We start from the raw sequence: 18,775 nt of genomic DNA, 5'->3' as shown, positions 1-18,775 counted from the left end.
TAACGCAATTTCTTTACGCGCGCATGACAGCGCGCACCAATTCGAGGAACACCCCGCGCCCTGCACCACGATGGCGGCCACGACCCTGCTGCCGGCAGGGAAATCAGTGTAATAACCGATTCCCGCCGAGATAATCGTATTGCATAAATACCATCATAAACGGGACGCTGATTTTCAAAATCCAGAAAACTGGATTCAAAAGACAATGATTGTTAAATGTCATTGTTAAATGCGCTGTGGATAAGGCAAATTTAACAAAAATGTTTCATGTGTCCATTACGGAAAATCCAGGCAATCATGACCACTACCCAGGCGAGGTCACTGCACTCTCTCTACGCCGGGCGCCACGACGGGCTGCTCGGCTGGCTGTGCCGGCAACCGGGCGACGCACACCCGTCGGCCGCGCTGTCTCCGGACAACTTCGCCGACGCATCGAGCGCGCGTCATGCGGGCACCCGGGCCCCGCGGCAGCCGTGGTATCGACCGCGCGCGTGGTTGCCGGCTATCGCACGTCGCCGGTTCGTCGCGCAGGCGCAGCGCCGCTCGCTCGAACGCAGCTACCTCGACGTGCTGGCGTCGCGGCCGGAACTCCACGCGCCGTCGGAACAGGAACGCGCGCAGGTGCTCGCGAGCCTGCGCCACCTCGATGCGCTGCTGCAACGACTGAGCGCGCCCGTACGAGCGACGTTGCTGCTGTCCCAGCTCGACGGCCTGAGCCACGAGCGGATCGCCGACCACCTCGCCGTTTCCGTGTGCACCGTCCAGCGCTATCTGGCCACGGCCTTCGAAGAATGTCTGGGCGCGCTTCATGACCAACACCGCGGCGATTGACCAGCAGATCCTGCGGCAAGCGGCGCAACTGCTGGTCCGGCTGAATTCGGGCCATGCCACCGACGCCGACCACGCAGCCTGTGAGCGCTGGCGCGAGCAAAGCGACGCGCATCGGCACGCATGGGCGCTCGCGCAGCAACTGCGCCGCCAGTTCGACGCCGTGCCCGTGGGCGCCGGTCCGGCGCTGCGCGAAGGCGCGGGCGTCACGGCGGTATCGAAGGAGCGGCGGCGCGCGCTGAAAATGCTGTCGGGACTCGCGATCGCCGCGCCCGCCGGTTGGCTCGCGAGCCACCTGCCGTGGCAGACGTGGTTGGCCGACTTCCGCACCGCCACCGGCGAGGTGCATGACGTACTACTTGCGGACGGCTCGCAGATCACGCTCGGCAGCGCGAGCGCGATCAACGTTGCGTTCGATACGGGCTTGCGGCGCATTCGTCTGCTTCAAGGCGAGATCATGGTGCGCCCCGCCGACACCCCGCGCGATGCGGCCAACACGCCACGCGCGCGATCGGCGCGTCCGGCGCCGGTGTTGCTGGTGCAAACGATGGAAGGACTCGTCGAGGCGCTCGGCCTGCAGTTCAGCGTGCGTCGGCAGCATGACGCCACGCGCGTGGCCGCGTTTCGTGGCGACGCGCGGCTCTTGCCGGCAGCCGGCGACGCGCTCGTGCTGACGCAGAATCAGTCCGGCACCTTCACGCGCAATGGCGCGGCAGCGCCGCAAGCGCTCGACCCACGCGAGGCGATGTGGACGCGCGGCCTGCTCTACGCGAACAACATGCGCATCGCGGAGCTCGTCGCCGAACTCGCGCGCTACCACCACGGCACGCTGCACTACGCCGACGACGTCGCCGATCTGCGCGTGTCGGGCATCTATCAGCTCACCGATACCGATGCGACGCTCGCGTTGTTGCAGCGGACCTATCCGCTGCGTTTGCGCTCGATCACACCGTACTGGACGCGGGTCGAAGCGCGCGACGGCACGGACGGTGCTGGCAGCGCGCCCGCGCCGTCGGAGTTTGGGCGTCGCCCGGCTTGAGTCTGAGCGGCGCGGGTCGCGCCGTGCTCGAGTCCGGTTTGCCTACGTCGCGCTGGCTCAAACCAGCCGAGCAGCAACGCAAACGCAATCCAGACTCGAACGCGACGTCGACCTCAGGCCTTCAGCTCCTCAAGCCGCCACCGCCTGCGGCAACGCAAACCCCGCTTCGCCCTGCTCGCCGCCCAACGCGTCGATCAGATCGGTCAGCAAACGATCGAGTTCGGCCGTCATCAGCACGACGTCGGAGTCGAAACGTTCGTCGTCGTTCTGCGCGGTCGGGTCGCTCGCTTCCTTGAGCACGTCGAGCGGTGCAATGCGCTTGATCGTCAACGACGGCGTCAGCACGAACGACACGCGGTCGTTCCATGTCATCGCGAGCCGCATGCATTGCTTGCCCGCCTCGATGTGCCGGCGCATGTCGTCGGTGTCCAGCGTATGGCCGACATAGCGCACCGTCGCGTTGCCCTCGGCGGGCGAGCGCAGCTCGGTGTCCTGATCGAGCGTGAAGCCGGCCGGACCCTCGCCGTCGAGCAGCCAGCCGGTCATCGCCGCAACCGGCGACTGTGCGACGCGCACGGTCATCAGCGGCAACTGATCGATCGATTTCACCAGCAGCCCGCGCACGTCGTCGGCCACCGCCTGCGACGCCGCGTCGATCACCAGCCAGCCATGCGTGCAATCGATCCACACACGCGTATCGCGACGGATGCTGAACGCGCGCGGACGCAGTTCGTCGGTGACCTGCTCCTTCAATTCGCGCATCTGCTTGCGGCCGGGTTTGAAGCCCTGCTGCTCTTCGAGTTCGAGCGCGCGCTCGCGCGTCACCTGAGTGACGACCGAGGCCGGCAGCAGCTTCTTCTCGGCGCGGAACGTCAGCAGCATCTGGCCGTTCTGCGCATACACGAGCGAGTCGCCGTCACGCGGCGGCGCCCAGCCCTGCGCCTGCATTTCGACGCTCTGGCCGGGCGCGAACGCGTACGGCGCGAGCCACTTCTGCATCTGTTCGGGGGTGACGGACCACGGCGCGGGGAGACGGTGCAACTGAAGGTTTTTGAACCACATGGGCGAACTCGGACTCCGGGCAAAGCTCAGCATTTTATCCGACGGAACAACGCGGCTGCGTTCCAGCAGACGTGGCGCGCTGCGACGGGGTGGTCGCGGCCGTAAGGGTTTTGCCATAGCCCCCCGCGCGCACGCTTTGGCGCCAAATCACCTAGACTTTTTGACAGGACAGACCCAGACGGAGGCGGTCATGGCCGACGAAACCGCAGCCTGGCAGACGGTGCAATACGAAGGCTTCGAGATCCACGTGTCGCCAGTCGCGACGACCCCGCCCGACCCCGCGCATCCCGCCGATGCGTCGGCCGCGCACGACAGCCGCTACACCTATCTCGGCTACGTTTGCCATCCGGGCGCCGACCCTCACATTCCGGGCCACGCGGTGCCGTTTCATGCCGACGGCGAAGAGAGCTTCGCGAACGTCGACGAAGCGCTCTACGAAGCGGTGCACGTGGGACGCAGCATCGTCGATGGTACGCATCCGGATCTGACGGTGCTGCCGTTGGTGACCGGCGGGGTGTGATCGGGCGCGTGACGCGCCAGCATGCGACGCAAGGCCCGATTCCGACTCAGGCTTCGGCTTCGGCTTCGGCTGCGCTGCCGGCAGCAGCGCCCGTTGTTACCTCACCCGATGCGCCGCCGACTCCCCCGCCTAGCTGAACGCCCGCTTGATGCGCGACTTCAACAGCGCGCGCCGCAAGCGGCCGGTGCGCTCGGGGTCCTCGACCGCGATAGCGCCGTCGATCGCGGTGCCGCGGCGCAGGTAGTAGCGGTCGAACGTCGCCTGCGTCATCCCCCACTTGTTGAGGAACTGGCGACGCCCGTCGTTCTTGACGACCTTGCCGGTGCTCTTCTGCTGGAAGTGATAGACGAGACTGTCGCCGACGCCGACGAACACGCGGCAGCCGGCGTCCCACAGCTTCATCGAGAAATCGTTGTCGCTGCTCATGCCGGGGCTCAGCTCGCTGCTGTAGCCGCCCACCTTGAACCACCAGTCGCGATGCACGAGCGTCGGCGGCCATGTCGCGCCGCGCCAGTCGGCGCGCACGAGGCCCGGTGTCGCGGCGACCAGTTCGTCAGCGCGAAACGTCTCGACGTCGCGGCCGAAGTTGTGCACCACCACGCACGGGTTGCCGCTATCGACAGGCTCGATCATCGTGCCGGACAGCATGAACAGCCGGTCCGCCGGCATCTGCGCGAGGCGCCGCGCGAGCGCCTCGTCCCAGCCGGGGCAGCAGTACATGTCGTCGTTCATATAGACGATGTAGTCCTGGGTCGCGCGCGCCGCCGCGATATTGACGGCGTGGCAGATGCCGATATTGTCCGGCGACGCGGTATGCTCGATGCCCTCGTCGCGCACCCACGCGAGCGTGCCGTCCGAGCCGTCGTTCACGTGCACGATGATCTGATGCTGATAGGTCGAATGGCGCCGCAGACTTTTGATCACGAGGCGCAGGTAAGGCAGGTTGTTCCAGGTGGGGATGATGATCGAGAACATCGCTTCGGTCCGTTGAGCCGGCGCGGGCGCGGCGTGAATGTCGCGCGATTGTACCGCCCCGGCCCGTTCGCACGACAGACACTGCCCCCGCCCCGCGCCCGCGCCGGACGCCACACATCCTTACCGCGTGCGGCAGCAAGCATTTTGCAAGGGTGTGCATGGTTATAATCCGGTTCGCTCTACCGTCTTGAAAATTCAAATGGTCCGGCACCCCCTGCAATTCCACCACCGGAACGGTAGTGTGTTCATCGATAACGTAGGCCTATGATTTTTGCTTCCAGTCTGGTCTGGCTCACGACGGCCCTGCTGTTTCTCGCGCCCGCAGTCAATCTGATGTGGCGCGGCGGCACCGGCTACTGCTTCTTCGCCATCGTTGCGCTCGCGCTGGGCGCGGCCTTCGCCAACCGGCGCATGCCGGGCTATTTCTCCGCGCTGCGCACCTATCGCTGGTTCACGATCGGGATGCTCGCGCTAGTGGTCGGGATCGCCGTGCAGCAACTGGTGCTCGGCTACTGGTTGCCGCGTCAGTTCGACGCGCTGTCGCGCTTCGTGCTCGCGCTGCCGGTCTTTCTGCTGCTGCGGCAATTACCGTCGCGCAATCTGCGCGTACTCGGCTGGGGTTGCGCGGCCGGCGCGCTCGCCGTCGGCCTGTGGGCGATCGTGGATCAGCCGCCGGGCGGCTGGACCGACGCGAATCGCCTGAACAATTCGTACACCAACGCGATCCCGTTCGGCGATACCGCGCTGCTGCTCGCGTTCCTGTCGGTCTTCACGCTCGGCTGGGACAATCCGCGCGACTGGCGCGTGCTGCTGCCGCGCGTCGTCGCGCTGGTGGCGGGCGGCTACGCGTCGTTTCTATCGGGCACGCGCGGCGGCTGGCTCGCGCTGCCGGTGTTCGTCGTGCTGCTCGGCATGCAGTACCAGTGGTTCTCGCACAAGAAGCGCTTTGCGATCGCGATGCTCGCGATCGTGATCGCGGCGGGCGGGCTGCTGTCGACCGAACGCGTCGAGAAGCGGCTGGCCGAAGTGCCGAACGACGTGTCGATGATGCACAAGGGCGACGACTTCACGGCCACCGGCCTACGCCTGCAATTGTGGAACGCATCGCGGATGATTTTCGAGCGGCACCCGGTGTGGGGCATCGGCAAGGGACGTCTGGTCGACGAACTCGGCGTGATGGCCAAACGTGGCGAGGTCAAAACCGAGATCGTCAACGAGCGCGCGCATAGCGACTTCTTCTCGACTCTCGCCGAGATGGGCGCGGTCGGCATCGTCTGCCTGCTGCTGTTCTATTACGGCATGGGGATTTATTTCTGGCGCCACCGGCAGGCGGCCGACCCGACGATTCGCGCGGCCTCCTACGCGGGTCTCGCGGTGGCGACGAGCACCGTGATCTTCGGCCTGACGATCGACGTGCTCGTGCCGATCATGGTGACGGTGCTGCTCGCGCTGCTGGTGGCGACGCTGCTGGCGGTGATCGATGCGCGCAAGCGCGAGCTGCGCGCGGCCGAGCGGTCAATCAGCGCGTGAACAACGCGTAAAGCGCCGCCACGTGCGCATCGACGCTCGGGTCGTACACCAGAGCGTCGCGCGGCGCCGCGATACGCGCGCCGCCGTTTTTCATCCGCTCGAGCGCCAGTCCGATCGCGCGTTCGAAGCTGCCCTTCTCCTGCCGCGAAAATTCGATCTTCGCCGCGCCCGTCACGGTCTCGGCCGAGCCGACGTTGTCGGCGATCACGAGCGGCGTGCCGCACATCACCGACTCGACACCGACTAGCCCGAACGGCTCGTACGCCGATGCGACCACCGTGAAGTCGGCGGCCGCGAACAGCTTCTCGATCTCCTTGCTGTAGCCCACGTAGCGGATCGTGTCGCTCGTCCTCGGCACCGGCCGGCCGGCGACGACGAGGCACACCGGCAACGTCGTGCGTTCGAAAAATGCCTCCAGCAGCGGATAACCCTTGCGCTCGTGGCTCGTCGACGAAAACACGAAAATCACGCGGTCGTCAGGCAGATTCAGCTCGCGGCGCACGGCCGCGCGCGCGGCGGCGTCGAGCGGTTTGAAGCGTTCGGTATCGACCGGCGGATAGATCACGTCGATGCGTTCGGCGGCGACGTCATAGAAGCGCTGCAACTCGCGGCTCATCAACTCCGAATGCGCGACGATCGAACGCGCCTGTGTGTAGACGCGCCGTTCGAGTTCGATCTGCCACTCGTCGCTGCGACGCGGCGCGCGGCCGGCCGCTTCGAGCGAGCCCGGATGCGTGCCGCCGCACAGCGCGACGTCGGCGTGCGTCGAGTGATTGATCGAGAACACGCACGCGGGACGATGGCGCTTCAGGCGTTGCTTCAGGCGCCAGTCGAAGGCGAGATTGCGCAGCTTGCGCGGCGCCCAGCGCACGTTGAGCGGCTGCGCGTCGATCCATCCGGCCTCGGGCAGCGCGCGATCGATCTCACGGGCGAACAGCGTCGGGCGCAGGCCGAGCCGATGCAGCCCGGCGATCACGTCGCGCGTATAGCGCTCGGCGCCGCCGCTGTTCTTCAATGCCTGGGCGGTCAGCGCGATGTCGGTGAGGGGACGGCGGTTCGGATCGCGGCTTGAGTCTCGGCTTGAGTCTCGGTTCGGCTCTCGGGTCGGCTCTGGCAAGGATCGGTCTCGGTGAGGCACGCTCGCGGACAGGCCGCGCCGCGCCGGGTTGCGGGCAGCGGCAATTGTAAAGGATGGGTATGACCGGGTATGACTCCATGCCACTGGGTGTGACCGGGTACGACCGCGTGCGGCCAGCCAGGACTGCACGCGACTGAGTACGACCACGTGTCGCTACTCGAGGCGGCATACGCCGCGCCAGCCTGCGCGCCCAGCCGCCGCCGTCGCGCGGCAGCACCGTCAGCGGCTAGAATCTAGCCCAATCGCCCTCGCCCCGACTCCATGACCGATAGCCAGCCGCGCGTCGCCGCCGACGCGCCCACTCCGTCTCACACGGCTCGCGAAGCCAGTACATCCGCCGCCGACCGGCCGCTCGTCTCGATGCTCGTGATCGCCTACAACCAGGCGCAGCAGATCGGCGACGCGGTGCGCAGCGCGCTCGCCCAAACCTACGAGCCGCTCGAGATCATTGTGTCCGACGACGCCTCCAGCGACGCCACCTTTGCCGCGATCGAAACGGCACTCGCCGGCTACGACGGCCCGCATCGCGTGATCGCGCGGCGCAACACCGAAAACCAGGGGATCAGCGCGCACCTGTCGCAACTCGCGCAACTCGCGCGCGGCGAGCTGCTGTTCGTCGCCGCCGGCGACGACATGTCGGCGCCCGAGCGCTGCGCACGCGTGGTCGACTGCTGGCTCGCGCACGACCGCCGCCCCGACCTGATCGCGACCGATCTCGCCGACATGGACGAAGCGGGCCATGTGCACGAGCGCGTGAGCCCGACCGAACTCGACGGCTATCGCAGCTTCGACGACTGGCTCGCGCAGCGTCCGTGGCTGATCGGCGCGGCGCATACGTGGTCGCGCCGCATGGTCGAACGCTTCGGACCGATGCTGCCCGGCGCCGCCGCCGAGGATCAGATCATGGTGCTGCGCGCGATCCTGTCGGGCGGCGCGATCAGCCTGCGCGAACCGCTGGTGCGTTATCGGCGCGGCGGCCTGTCACGCAAACGCCGCTACAAGTCGGTCGACGAACTGATCGCGCGGATGCGTCAAAGCAATCGCTATGGACTCGCCGAACTCGCGCAGTTGCAGCGCGACGCGGAAATCGCCGGCGTCGGCGAACGCATGCGCGCGGCGATGGCGCCGAAGCTCGCACGCGAGCAGTTCATTCACGCGATGTTCGAGGCGGGCAGTTCGGGCGAACGAATCGGGCTGATGATGCGCAGCAGCGGCGTGAAGCTGGGGCTGCGCATCCGGATCTTTCTGTATGCGAGCTGTCCGGCCGTGTATGCGCCGGGAATCTGGCTCAAGCGGGTCGTGCGGGGCGAGCGCAGCTGACGGGAAGGACCCGGGCGGGTCCCGGGAGCGCGTGGGAAGCGCCCCGGAAGCGCTTGGGAAGCAAACTGGAAGCGCGTTAGCAGTGCCTGGGAAGTGCCTGAGAAGCACTCGGCAAACAAACTGGAAACGCGTTCGGCCGCGTCAGGAAATACTCCGCGGCGCGCCCCGCCGCTGCCGCAATCGGCTCGAAAAGCTCGGGCGCCGCGTCTCGACGCCAAAGCTCAGCACGTTCGCGCGCAAGCGCCGCAGCATCTTCACCGCGCGGATAAACGACTCACCGGTATGGCTGATCATCACGAACTCGAACGCGCCGCGCCAGCACGCGACGCCGCGTGAGAACGCATGCATGTCGTCGCGGGCGTCGGCAGGCAGTTCGGCCCCGAAGCGCTGCGCGAACACGCGCACCTGATCCGCAATCCCGTCGATCTGCCGACGCCGGCTCGCGCCGCGCCGCTGCGCGGCCTCGGCGGCGCATTCGTCGCGCGCCTCGCGCTGGTTGGTCGCGCTCGCGCCGACCGCGTTGCCGTCGTGCTGCCGATATTTCAGATGCGGCGCCGCGACGTGACGCATCTCGCCGAACGACGCGACCACCATCGCAAGCCACCAGTCGTGCATCACGATCCCGGCCGGGAACGGCAATGCGCGTTCGAGCGTCGCGCGATTGACCAGCATCGCGCAGCCGGGCACGTGGTTGCTCAGCAGAAAATCGCGCAGACGCCCCGCGCCACGCGACTTGGCGGTGACGTCGAACAGCGAGCGCGACAGACAGCACAGCGTCGAATCGACAAGCTCGATGTCGCAGAACGCGAGCACCGGCATCGCATTGCCGCGCGCGCTTTCCACGCTTTGCAGCTCGCGCATCAGATCGGTGATTTTTTCGGGCGCCCAGACGTCGTCCTGATCGGCGAGCGCAACATACTCGCCGCGGCAACCGGCGAGAGCACGCTCGAAATTACCGACGATGCCGGCACGCGTGCCGTCGCCGACGAGCCGCACCGGCACCCGCCCTGCGTAGGCGGCGAGCAGTTCGGGGGTACCGTCGCTGGAGGCGTCGTCGGAAACGACTACTTCGAGATTCGGCCAGCTTTGCGCTTCGAGCGAAGCGAGCAGCTCGGGGAGATAGGTGCGGCCGTTGTACGTCGCGAGCGCGATGGAGACGAGCGGTTTGCTCGGATCGTCGTCAAACATGGGTAGTCGATTTCCGCTACGCTGGCTGTCATTGCCCGCCAGCATGCGGGGAGTGCCCAAAAAGCGCAACAAACTGAGATAAAAACGCAACACTATCCCAGATAGTGGAACACTCAAAAGGGAAGGTGGAAACGGGCTGTGGAGAATCGGCGGCGCGCTAGCGCGCGCCACCGTCCTGCGTCGGCTCGCGCCTACGCCGCCGTCTGCTGAAACTGAATCCGATGCAGATGCGCGTACAGCCCGTCCTGCGCCAGCAGCTCGCGATGGCTGCCGCGCTCGACGATCCGCCCCGCTTCCATCACCAGAATGCGGTTGGCCCGCTCGATGGTCGACAGACGGTGCGCGATCACGAGCGTCGTGCGGCCCTTCATCAAGGTTTCGAGCGCGGCCTGCACGTGGCGCTCGGACTCGGAATCGAGCGCCGAGGTCGCTTCGTCGAGAATCAGGATCGGCGCGTCCTTGTAGATCGCGCGCGCGATTGCCAGACGCTGGCGCTGGCCGCCCGACAGCATCATGCCGTTGTCGCCGACCAGCGTCTCGATGCCCTGCGGCATCGCCTGCACGGTGTCCCACAGGTTGGCCGCGCGCAGCGCCGCCTTGACCTTCTCCGGATCGGCCGGCTGACCGTACGCGACGTTGTGCGCGACCGTGTCGTTGAACAGCACGACGTCCTGGCTCACCATCGCGATCTGGCTGCGCAACGCGTGCAGGTCGTATTCCGGCAGCGCGACGCCGTCGACCAGGATCGCGCCGCCGGTCGGATCGAAAAAGCGCGGCAGCAGGTTCACGAGCGTGGTCTTGCCGCTGCCCGACGGGCCGGCGAGCGCCACCATTTCGCCCGGCGCCACCTTGAACGACACCTGATCGAGCGTGTGACGGTTGTGCGTCGAGTTGGTGCCGTAGTTGAACGACACGTCGCGGAACTCGACTTCGCCGCGCGCACGCTCGAGCGGCTTGCCGCCGCCTGCCGGCTCGGCCGGCTCGTCGATCAGGCCGAAGATCAGCTCGGCCGCGGTCATGCCGCGCTGCAGCGGCTGGTTCACGTCCATCAGATGCTTGAGCGGCGAGATGATCAGCAGCATCGACGTGACGAACGCGACAAAGCCGCCGACCGTCGTCTGATCCGACGACGACTGCACCACCGCGATCGTGATCACGACCGCGAGCGCGATCGACGCGAGGAACTGCGTCAACGGCTGCGCGAGGCCGCCCGACACCGTCATGCGCATCGCGTAGCCGCGCAGAAGCCGGCTCATCGCGGTAAAGCGGTCCATCTCGTACTGCTCGCCGTTGTGCACCTTGACGACCTTGTAGCCGCCCACCGTCTCCTCGACGATGTACGACAGCTCGTTGGTCAGCAGCTGATGCTCGCGGTTCAGGCGCCGCAGCCGGCGGTTGATCTTGCCGACCAGCCAGCCGATGCCCGGCAGCAGCACCGCGACGATCAACGTCAGGCGCCAGTTCAGATAGAACAGGTAGCCGAGCAGGAAGATCACCGTCAGCGAATCGCGCACCAGCGTGACCATCACGCTCAGCAGCACGTTCAGGATCTGGTTGACCTCGAAGACGATCGCGTTGATCACCGTGCTCGCGGTTTCACGCTGGAAAAACGCGACGCTCGTGTGGATCATCCGGTCGAACATCTTCAGGCGCAGCTCAAGCAGGATCTTGTTCGACACGTACGCGAGGAGGTAGCCGGACGCGTATTGCGACACGCCGCGCACCAGCGCGAGGCCGATCACCGCGATCGGCACGAGCCACTTGGTCTTGTCGATCGCATGCGAGCCGAAGCCCTTGTCGAGCAGCGGCTTGAGCAGCGCGGGAATGGCGGCGTCGGTGCCGGCGCTCACCGCCATCGCGACGATCGCGCCGCATACGACCCACAGCAGCGGCTTGATGAACGGCCACAGGCGGCGCAGGACGACGGCCGGCGACGACGCATCGCCTGTCCCGATGGGTTTGCTTAAGGTTGGCTTCGCGCTCAAGGAATCCTCTGGAAATGCGGAACGGCGAACACGCGGCGCACGGCCTGGCCGCCGCGTGAAATATTAAAAATGAGCATTGTAATCGGTTGATGATGACGGCCGGGACGGCGCGCCTGACGGAATGCGCGGAACACCTGGCGGATCGGTACGCTAGTGTAGGGCCGGATGGGCTGTGTATACTCCTCGCTGCCCGCGGGCGGGCATGCGCTGCTCGCCGGACGGCTGGCGCGGTCATGCCACAGGAATGCCGACGCAACGCGTTTTGCGCTGCGCCAAGCGCAAATTCAGCCGCGCCAACCACGCTTATTGAACCAACGTGCCCGGGCGCACCGGGTCCGGCTCGCGTAATCCGCTCCGTCTTCGTCCTCCACGCTACCAGGTATGCAAAAAACCACTCTTGGCGTCGCCCTGATCACCCGCAACGCGGCGGTGCGACTGGCCGAATGCCTGCAGGCCGTGGCCTTCGCCGATCAGATCGTCGTGATCGACGGCGGCAGCACCGACGGCACCGCCGACATCGCCCGCGCGCACGGCGCCCGCGTCATCGAACAGACGGACTGGCCGGGCTTCGGCCCGCAAAAGAACCGCGCAGTCGATGCGCTGACGACGGACTGGATCCTGTCGCTCGACGCCGACGAAATCGTCACGCCGGAACTCGCCACATCGATCCGCGCCACCATCGCCGCCCCCACCGCCGAGGTCTACGCGGTGGATCGTCTGTCGAGCTTCTGCGGCCAGTGGGTGCATCACAGCGGCTGGTATCCGGACTGGATTCCGCGCCTGTTCAAGCGCGGCACCGCGCGCTTCTCCACCGACCTCGTGCACGAACGGCTCGTGTTCGACACGCCCGCCCAGCGCCTGAGCGGCAAACTGATGCACTACTCGTACGAGGACTACGAGGGCGTACTGCGTAAACTCGACGCCTATTCGACCGCCGGCGCGCGGCAACGCTACGAAGCCGGTCAGAAAGGCAGCATTCGACTCGCGCTCGGGCGCGGCCTGTGGGCGTTCGTGCGAACCTACCTGCTGCGACGCGGCTTTCTGGACGGCCGCGCCGGCCTGATGATCGCGCTGTTCAACGCAGAGACGGTGTACTACCGGTTTCTGAAGCTCTCGCGGCTGGAGAAAACCGGCGGCCGGTAGGCGACGGGATGAAGGAAGAACGGTTGGCGGGCTGACCGGCTGGTCGCCCAGACACGCCACCGGCTAACAGCGTTGTGCCCGCACGAGACCGCGCGGGCACAACTGTGCATCAATAGACGATCTCAATCGAGCTGCCCGCGAACTCGCCACGCAACGCGGCGAGCAGTTCGTCGGTCGGCTTCACGCGCCAGGCGTCGCCAAGACGCATTTCGCCTTGCGCGTTTTCGCTGCGATATACGACCTGCACCGCGAGCCCGTTCGGAATCTGCACCGGCTGACGCTGCCGGTCGCCGCCGAAGCCGCCGCGCCCGCCACCATTGCCGCCATTACCACGTCCGGACGCCGCCGGAGCGGGAGCCGGCGCCGCGGCCGGCTCGTTCTTGCCCGCGCCGTGCGCTTCGAGCACACGCCGCAACGCCGACGCATCCGCATTGCCGTTCATCTGCACCTTGACCGAATCCGCGTAACGGCAACGCGCGCGGCCGAGGTCCATCACCGTCTCGACGGTGAAGCGGATGCCGCCCGTAAATGCGTCGTTACGCGCCTGGCCCTGCACCACCAGCAGTTCGTCTTCCTTGAACAGCTGCTTATGCTCTTCGAAGACCTCGTTGAAGACCGTCACTTCGCACTGGCCGCTGCCGTCGTCGAGCAGCGCGATCAGCATCTTGCCGCGCTGGGTCATCTGCGTGCGCAGCGACACGATCACGCCCGCGACCAGCTTGTCGCGCCCTTCTTTCAGTTCACCGATCTTCTGGCGCACGAAGCGGCGCACTTCGTCCTTGTATGCGTCGAACAGGTGGCCCGACAGGTAGAAGCCGAGTGCGGCCTTCTCTTCCTGGAGCTTGCGCTTTTCCGGCCACTCCGCCTCGTCGATGAGCTCGTGGCCCTGCGACGGCGCATCGCCCATGTCGAACAGCCCCGCCTGCAACGCATTGGCCGCTGCCTGCTCGGCCGCTTCCATCGCGAGCGACACCGAGGCGATCAGTTGCGCGCGGTTCGCATGCAGCGAATCGAACGCACCGGCGCGGATCAGGGCCTCGATCGTGCGGCGATTGACGATGCGGCGATCGACGCGATTGCAGAAATCGAAAATATCGATGAACGGACCGTCCTCGCGCGCGCGCAGGATTTCTTCGATCGCATTCTGGCCGCTGCCCTTGATCGCGCCCAGACCGTAGCGGATCGTGCGCGAGCGCTTGCCGTCGGCTTCCGCGACCGGCTCGAAGCGATACGCGGACAGGTTCACGTCCGGCGGCAACACGGCCATCCTGTTCGTGAGGCAGTCCTCGAACAGGATCTTGACCTTGTCCGTGTCGTCCATCGCGAGCGACATATTCGCCGCCATGAATTCGGCCGGATGGTGCGCCTTGAGCCACGCGGTGTGGTACGCGAGCAGCGCATACGCGGCCGCGTGCGACTTGTTGAAGCCGTAGCCCGCGAACTTCTCCATCAGGTCGAACGTCTCGTCCGCTTTCTCGCGTGTGAGACCGTTCTTGGCCGCGCCTTCCGCGAAAATTTCGCGGTGCTTGGCCATTTCCTCGGGCTTCTTCTTACCCATCGCGCGACGCAGCAGGTCGGCGCCACCGAGCGAATAACCGCCGATGATCTGCGCCATCTGCATCACCTGCTCCTGGTAGACCATGATGCCGTAGGTCTCTTTCAGAACAGGTTCGACGCGCGGGTCCGGATATTCCACCACCTCGCGGCCGTGCTTACGCGCGCAGAAGCTCGGGATCAGGTCCATCGGGCCCGGACGGTACAACGCGACGAGCGCGATGATGTCCTCGAAGCGGTCGGGCTGCGCGTCCTTCAGCATGCCCTGCATGCCGCGGCTTTCCAGCTGGAACACGGCGACCGTGTTCGCTTTCTTCAGGATCGAGAACGACGCCTGGTCGTCGAGCGGCACCTGGGCCAGCGACCAGTCCTGCTTCGACGGATCGAGACGGCGGATGTAGCGCTCGGCCCAATCCAGAATGGTCAGCGTGGTCAGGCCCAGAAAGTCGAACTTGACGAGGCCGACCGCTTCGACGTCGTCCTTGTCGTACTGGCTGACGACACCGCTTTCGTCGCCCTGCGTGTACAGCGGGCAGAAATCGGTCAGCTTGCCGGGCGCGATCAGCACGCCGCCCGCGTGCATGCCGACGTTACGCGTCAAGCCTTCGACGCGCTGCGCGAGTTCGAGCAACTGGTGCACTTCGTCTTCGTTGTCGAAGCGCTCCTGCAAGAGCGGCTCTTCCTTCATCGCGTCGGCGATCGTCACGTGCTTGCCCGGCTTGAACGGGATCAGCTTCGCGATACCGTCCGTGAACATGTAGCCGAGATCGAGCACGCGGCCAATGTCGCGCACCGCCGCCTTCGCCGCCATCGTGCCGAAGGTGGCGATCTGCGACACCGCGTCCGCACCGTACTTCTCCTTCACGTACTGGATCACGCGATCGCGCCCGTGCTGGCAGAAGTCGATGTCGAAGTCGGGCATCGAGACCCGCTCAGGATTCAGGAAACGCTCGAACAGCAGGTTGTAGCGCAGCGGATCGAGATCGGTCACGCCGAGCGCGTACGCAACCAGCGAACCCGCGCCCGAACCCCGCCCCGGCCCGACCGGCACGCCGTTGTTCTTCGCCCAGTTGATAAAGTCCGCGACGATCAGGAAGTAGCCCGGGAAGCCCATCTTGATGATCGTGCCGCACTCGAATTCGAGCCGCTCGTAATAGGTCGCGCGCTGCGCGCTGCGTTCGGCCTCATCCGGATAGAGCTGTTCGAGGCGCTTTTCGAGACCCTCTTTCGACAGCTGCACGAGGTAGTCGTCGAGCGACATGCCGTCGGGCGTCGGAAAGAGCGGCAGCTTCGGCTTGCCGAGTTCGAGCGTCAGATTGCAGCGCTTCGCGATCTGCACGGTGTTGGCGAGCGCCGACGGAATGTCCGCGAACAGCGCGGCCATCTCCTCCTGCGAACGGAAATACTGCTCTGAGGTAAAACGCTTCTGGCGACGCGGATTGGCGAGAATGTCGCCTTCGGAAATACACACACGCGCTTCGTGCGCGGTGAAGTCGTCCGGCGTCATGAACTGCATGGGGTGCGTCGCGACGACCGGCAGTTTCAGCGCCGCCGCGAGCGCGACCGCCTGCTGCACGTACTGCTCGCCGCCCGGCTGGCCGCAGCGCTGCAACTCGATATAGAAGCCGCCCGGGAACACCTTCGCCCAATGCTGCGCGTTGCGCTTCGCCGCCTCTTCGTTGCCGGCGGCGAGCGCGAGACCGATGTCGCCCTGCTGCGCGCCCGACAGCGCGAGCAGCCCTTCGCCCAGACCGGACTCGAGCCAGCCGGCTTCGACTTCCGCGCGGCCGCGATACTGGTTGGTCAGCGACGCCTTGCTGAGCAGCTCGCAGAGATTCAGATAACCGTGCCGGTCCTTGACCAGCAGCAGCAGACGGGAAGGCTTGTCGCGATCGTCCGGATTGGTGATCCAGACGTCGCAGCCGGCAATGGGTTTGACCCCATTGCCACGCGCTTCCTGGTAGAAACGGACGAGGCCGAAGGCGTTGCCGAGGTCGGTGAGCGCGAGCGCGCCCTGACCGTCTTTGGCCGCCGCCGCGACGATGTCGTCGAGACGCACGATGCCGTCGGCAATCGAGAATTCGGAGTGAACGCGGAGATGAACGAAGCGGGGATCTGACATGGGCGACATTGTAACCCCACCCTCCCCCGGATTTCAGGTCGAAGCGGCGCGTTGGCCATCCGGCCAGGACGGGGTTGGCGAGGGCACCGCGACGGCGACGAGCAGCGGCGCTTGTGCGACATGGCGACGCCGTCCGGGCCACGTTTGCGGCAACGGTTTCGGCATCTCAAATGACATCGCCCAGCCCGACACAGCGCTGCAAGCCTTGCGCCAACGGCGACCCAACGCCCACGTTCGCAGCGCGCATCAACACCCGTCTTTGCGCTAGCGCAACCCATTAGCCATCCGGCCGACTCGGGCAAACCGCCGGGTTGAGGGATAATAGCGGTTTCGCCTGATCCGACGTGGCCGGCAACGCGCCGAACCACGGCCCCCGAGGTGGACCACGCGGCGACGCAAGCCCCGCGGCACGACACGCCGCCCGCCGCCCCGTCCCTCGCCACGCCGGCCATCTTTACCGCTAAACACACATGCGTATCGTCAATCTCTCCGCGTATCACTTCGCGACCATCGAAGACACCGCCGCCTGGCGCCCGCTCGTCACCGAGCGCTGCAACGCGCTCGAGCTGCGCGGCACCGTGCTGCTCGCGCCGGAAGGCATCAACCTGTTCGTCGCCGGCACGCGCGAGAACACCGACGCGTTCATTCACTACATCCGCCACGATCCGCTGTTCGAGGGCAAGTTCGCAACGCTGCAATTCAAGGAAAGCCTGTCGGAGTCGCAGCCGTTCACGCGCATGCTGGTCAAGCTCAAGCGCGAAATCATCACGATGAAAAAGCCGGCCATTCGCCCCGAACTCGGCCGCGCACCGTTCGTCGACGCACCCACGCTGAAAAGCTGGCTCGACCGCGGTCACGACGACGCGGGCCGTCCCGTCGTGATGCTCGACACCCGCAACGCGTTCGAAGTCGACGTCGGCACGTTCGACAACGCGCTCGACTATCGCATTACGAAATTCAGCGAGTTTCCGGCCGTAATCGAGAACAATCGCGCCGACCTCGAAGGCAAGACGGTCGTGTCGTTCTGCACCGGCGGCATCCGCTGCGAGAAGGCCGCGATCCATATGAAGGACGTCGGCATCGAAAATGTCTACCAGCTCGAAGGCGGCATCCTGAAGTATTTCGAGGAAGTCGGCGGCGCGCATTATCACGGCGACTGCTTCGTGTTCGACTATCGCACCGCGCTGAACCCGCAACTCGAACCGACCGCGACCGCGCAATGCTTCGGCTGCCGCGCGGTCGTCACGCCCGAGCAGCAGCAATCGCCGCTGTACGTGGCGGGCAAGACGTGTCCGGCGTGTCATCCGGACAGCAAGACGGCCTGCGCCGCCTGACAACGCCAACACGCAAGCCATGCGGACGCCGGCGCGCGCGGCAATGCAAATCGCCATAGCGGCAAGCGGCATGCGCACCGCGGCCCTCAGCCTCGAACCATGACCTATCGCGGACGCTTCGCGCCATCGCCGACCGGCCCGCTGCATTTCGGCTCGCTGGTCAGCGCGCTCGCCAGCTGGCTGGACGCGCGCGCGCATCGGGGTGCGTGGCTCGTGCGTATCGAAGACATCGACGGACCGCGCACCGTGCGCGGTGCCGCCGAAGCGATCCTCGCGACGCTCGAATGCTTCGGCATGCACGCCGACGAAACGCCGCTCTGGCAAAGCCAGCTCACCGCGCGCTATCAACAGGCGCTCGCCGACCTGAAGTCGGCCGGTTTCGTCTATCCGTGCGGCTGCACGCGTAAGGAAATCGCCGATTCGCTGCTGCACGCGCACGCGCGCAACACCACGCTCGCCTATCCCGGCACGTGCCGCGACGGCCTGCACGGCAAACCGGAGCGCGCGTGGCGCCTGCGGGTGCCCGACGGCGACGCCGCCGCGATCATCTTCGACGACCGCTGGCAAGGTCCGCAAACCCAGAACCTCGCCACCGAAGTCGGCGACTTCGTGCTGCGTCGCGCGGACGATCAATGGGCGTATCAACTGGCGGTGGTGGTGGACGACGCGGACGCGGGCATCACGCACATCGTGCGGGGCGCGGATCTGATGGATTCGACCGCGCGGCAGATTTATCTGCAGCGCTGTCTGGGCGTCGCGACGCCCGCGTATCTGCATGTGCCGGTCGTCACGAACGAACACGGCGAAAAGCTGAGCAAGCAGAACGGCGCGACCGCGCTCGACAGCGACAGGCCGCTCGACGCGCTACGCGCAGCGGCCACGCATCTGGGACTGGATCTCGGCAGCGAGCCGACCAGGACGCTGGAACAGTTCTACAGCGCCGCGACCGCGGCCTGGGCGAAACGGATGAATATTCGCGCATCGGTGTAATGCGCGGCGGCGGGGTTGGTTGAGCGTCGGGCATGTCGGGCATCAAG

The 18,775-nt window shown here is 66.2% G+C and carries 14 protein-coding genes; 8 read left to right on the top strand and 6 right to left on the bottom strand.

The features are described 5' to 3' along the window. Positions 1 to 297 precede the first annotated feature (297 nt). Complete coding sequence (locus tag HHL14_RS19680; RefSeq protein ID WP_169499293.1) at positions 298 to 831, top strand: sigma factor-like helix-turn-helix DNA-binding protein; 534 nt, start codon at positions 298 to 300, stop codon at positions 829 to 831. After that, positions 809 to 1,867 (top strand): FecR domain-containing protein, encoded by a 1,059-nt coding sequence (locus tag HHL14_RS19675; RefSeq protein ID WP_169499292.1) that lies wholly within the window; start codon positions 809 to 811, stop codon positions 1,865 to 1,867. Before HHL14_RS19680 ends, HHL14_RS19675 begins: the two co-directional genes overlap by 23 nt. A 129-nt stretch (positions 1,868 to 1,996) precedes the next feature. Here HHL14_RS19675 and HHL14_RS19670 read toward each other — a convergent pair whose 3' ends face one another. After that, positions 1,997 to 2,929, bottom strand: coding sequence for a recombination-associated protein RdgC (locus HHL14_RS19670; protein WP_169499291.1), 933 nt, complete (start codon positions 2,927 to 2,929; stop codon positions 1,997 to 1,999). A gap of 190 nt (positions 2,930 to 3,119) precedes the next feature. On the opposite strand from HHL14_RS19670, the gene HHL14_RS19665 reads away from it, so the two are divergent. Next, entirely contained in the window at positions 3,120 to 3,449 is a 330-nt protein-coding gene (locus HHL14_RS19665) for a hypothetical protein (RefSeq protein WP_169499290.1), read from the top strand. Between the two features lie 129 nt (positions 3,450 to 3,578). Here HHL14_RS19665 and HHL14_RS19660 read toward each other — a convergent pair whose 3' ends face one another. Next, the gene (locus HHL14_RS19660; protein WP_169499289.1) at positions 3,579 to 4,424 is read right to left on the bottom strand and encodes a glycosyltransferase family 2 protein; all 846 of its coding nucleotides are present in this window, start codon (positions 4,422 to 4,424) and stop codon (positions 3,579 to 3,581) included. Between the two features lie 264 nt (positions 4,425 to 4,688). Here HHL14_RS19660 and HHL14_RS19655 point away from each other — a divergent pair, with 264 nt between their 5' ends. Next, positions 4,689 to 5,954, top strand: a complete 1,266-nt coding sequence (locus tag HHL14_RS19655) for an O-antigen ligase family protein (RefSeq protein ID WP_169499288.1) — start codon at positions 4,689 to 4,691, stop codon at positions 5,952 to 5,954. Here the strand turns inward: HHL14_RS19655 and HHL14_RS19650 are convergent. After that, positions 5,944 to 7,071 (bottom strand): glycosyltransferase family 4 protein, encoded by a 1,128-nt coding sequence (locus HHL14_RS19650; RefSeq protein WP_407945293.1) that lies wholly within the window; start codon positions 7,069 to 7,071, stop codon positions 5,944 to 5,946. The genes HHL14_RS19655 and HHL14_RS19650 overlap by 11 nt on opposite strands. A 282-nt stretch (positions 7,072 to 7,353) precedes the next feature. On the opposite strand from HHL14_RS19650, the gene HHL14_RS19645 reads away from it, so the two are divergent. Continuing rightward, a complete protein-coding gene (locus HHL14_RS19645; protein ID WP_407945292.1) occupies positions 7,354 to 8,412 on the top strand; it encodes a glycosyltransferase family 2 protein in 1,059 nt (352 codons plus the stop codon). Between the two features lie 141 nt (positions 8,413 to 8,553). On the opposite strand, the gene HHL14_RS19640 is transcribed toward HHL14_RS19645, so the two are convergent. Together HHL14_RS19640 and msbA are read right to left on the bottom strand one after the other, a co-directional pair. Beyond that, the gene (locus HHL14_RS19640; protein WP_169499287.1) at positions 8,554 to 9,600 is read right to left on the bottom strand and encodes a glycosyltransferase family 2 protein; all 1,047 of its coding nucleotides are present in this window, start codon (positions 9,598 to 9,600) and stop codon (positions 8,554 to 8,556) included. 191 nt (positions 9,601 to 9,791) lie between these two features. Continuing rightward, positions 9,792 to 11,585, bottom strand: coding sequence for a lipid A export permease/ATP-binding protein MsbA (gene msbA / locus HHL14_RS19635; RefSeq protein WP_169499286.1), 1,794 nt, complete (start codon positions 11,583 to 11,585; stop codon positions 9,792 to 9,794). Positions 11,586 to 11,966: 381 nt separating this feature from the next. Here msbA and HHL14_RS19630 point away from each other — a divergent pair, with 381 nt between their 5' ends. Then, entirely contained in the window at positions 11,967 to 12,728 is a 762-nt protein-coding gene (locus HHL14_RS19630; protein WP_169499285.1) for a glycosyltransferase family 2 protein, read from the top strand. Positions 12,729 to 12,837: 109 nt separating this feature from the next. On the opposite strand, the gene dnaE is transcribed toward HHL14_RS19630, so the two are convergent. Further along, positions 12,838 to 16,413: a DNA polymerase III subunit alpha gene (dnaE, locus tag HHL14_RS19625; RefSeq protein ID WP_169499284.1), complete on the bottom strand. Its 3,576-nt coding sequence runs from the start codon at positions 16,411 to 16,413 to the stop codon at positions 12,838 to 12,840. 461 nt (positions 16,414 to 16,874) lie between these two features. Between dnaE and HHL14_RS19620 the strand changes: the two genes are divergently transcribed. Then, complete coding sequence (locus HHL14_RS19620) at positions 16,875 to 17,738, top strand: sulfurtransferase (protein ID WP_169499283.1); 864 nt, start codon at positions 16,875 to 16,877, stop codon at positions 17,736 to 17,738. Between the two features lie 99 nt (positions 17,739 to 17,837). Beyond that, positions 17,838 to 18,728, top strand: a complete 891-nt coding sequence (gene gluQRS, locus HHL14_RS19615) for a tRNA glutamyl-Q(34) synthetase GluQRS (protein WP_169499282.1) — start codon at positions 17,838 to 17,840, stop codon at positions 18,726 to 18,728. Positions 18,729 to 18,775 lie beyond the last annotated feature (47 nt).

This window comes from Paraburkholderia antibiotica (assembly GCF_012927125.1).
Classification (GTDB): domain Bacteria; phylum Pseudomonadota; class Gammaproteobacteria; order Burkholderiales; family Burkholderiaceae; genus Paraburkholderia; species Paraburkholderia antibiotica.
The sequence above is the reverse complement of the archived record's forward strand: the minus strand, read 5'-3'. Positions and strand labels throughout refer to the sequence as shown.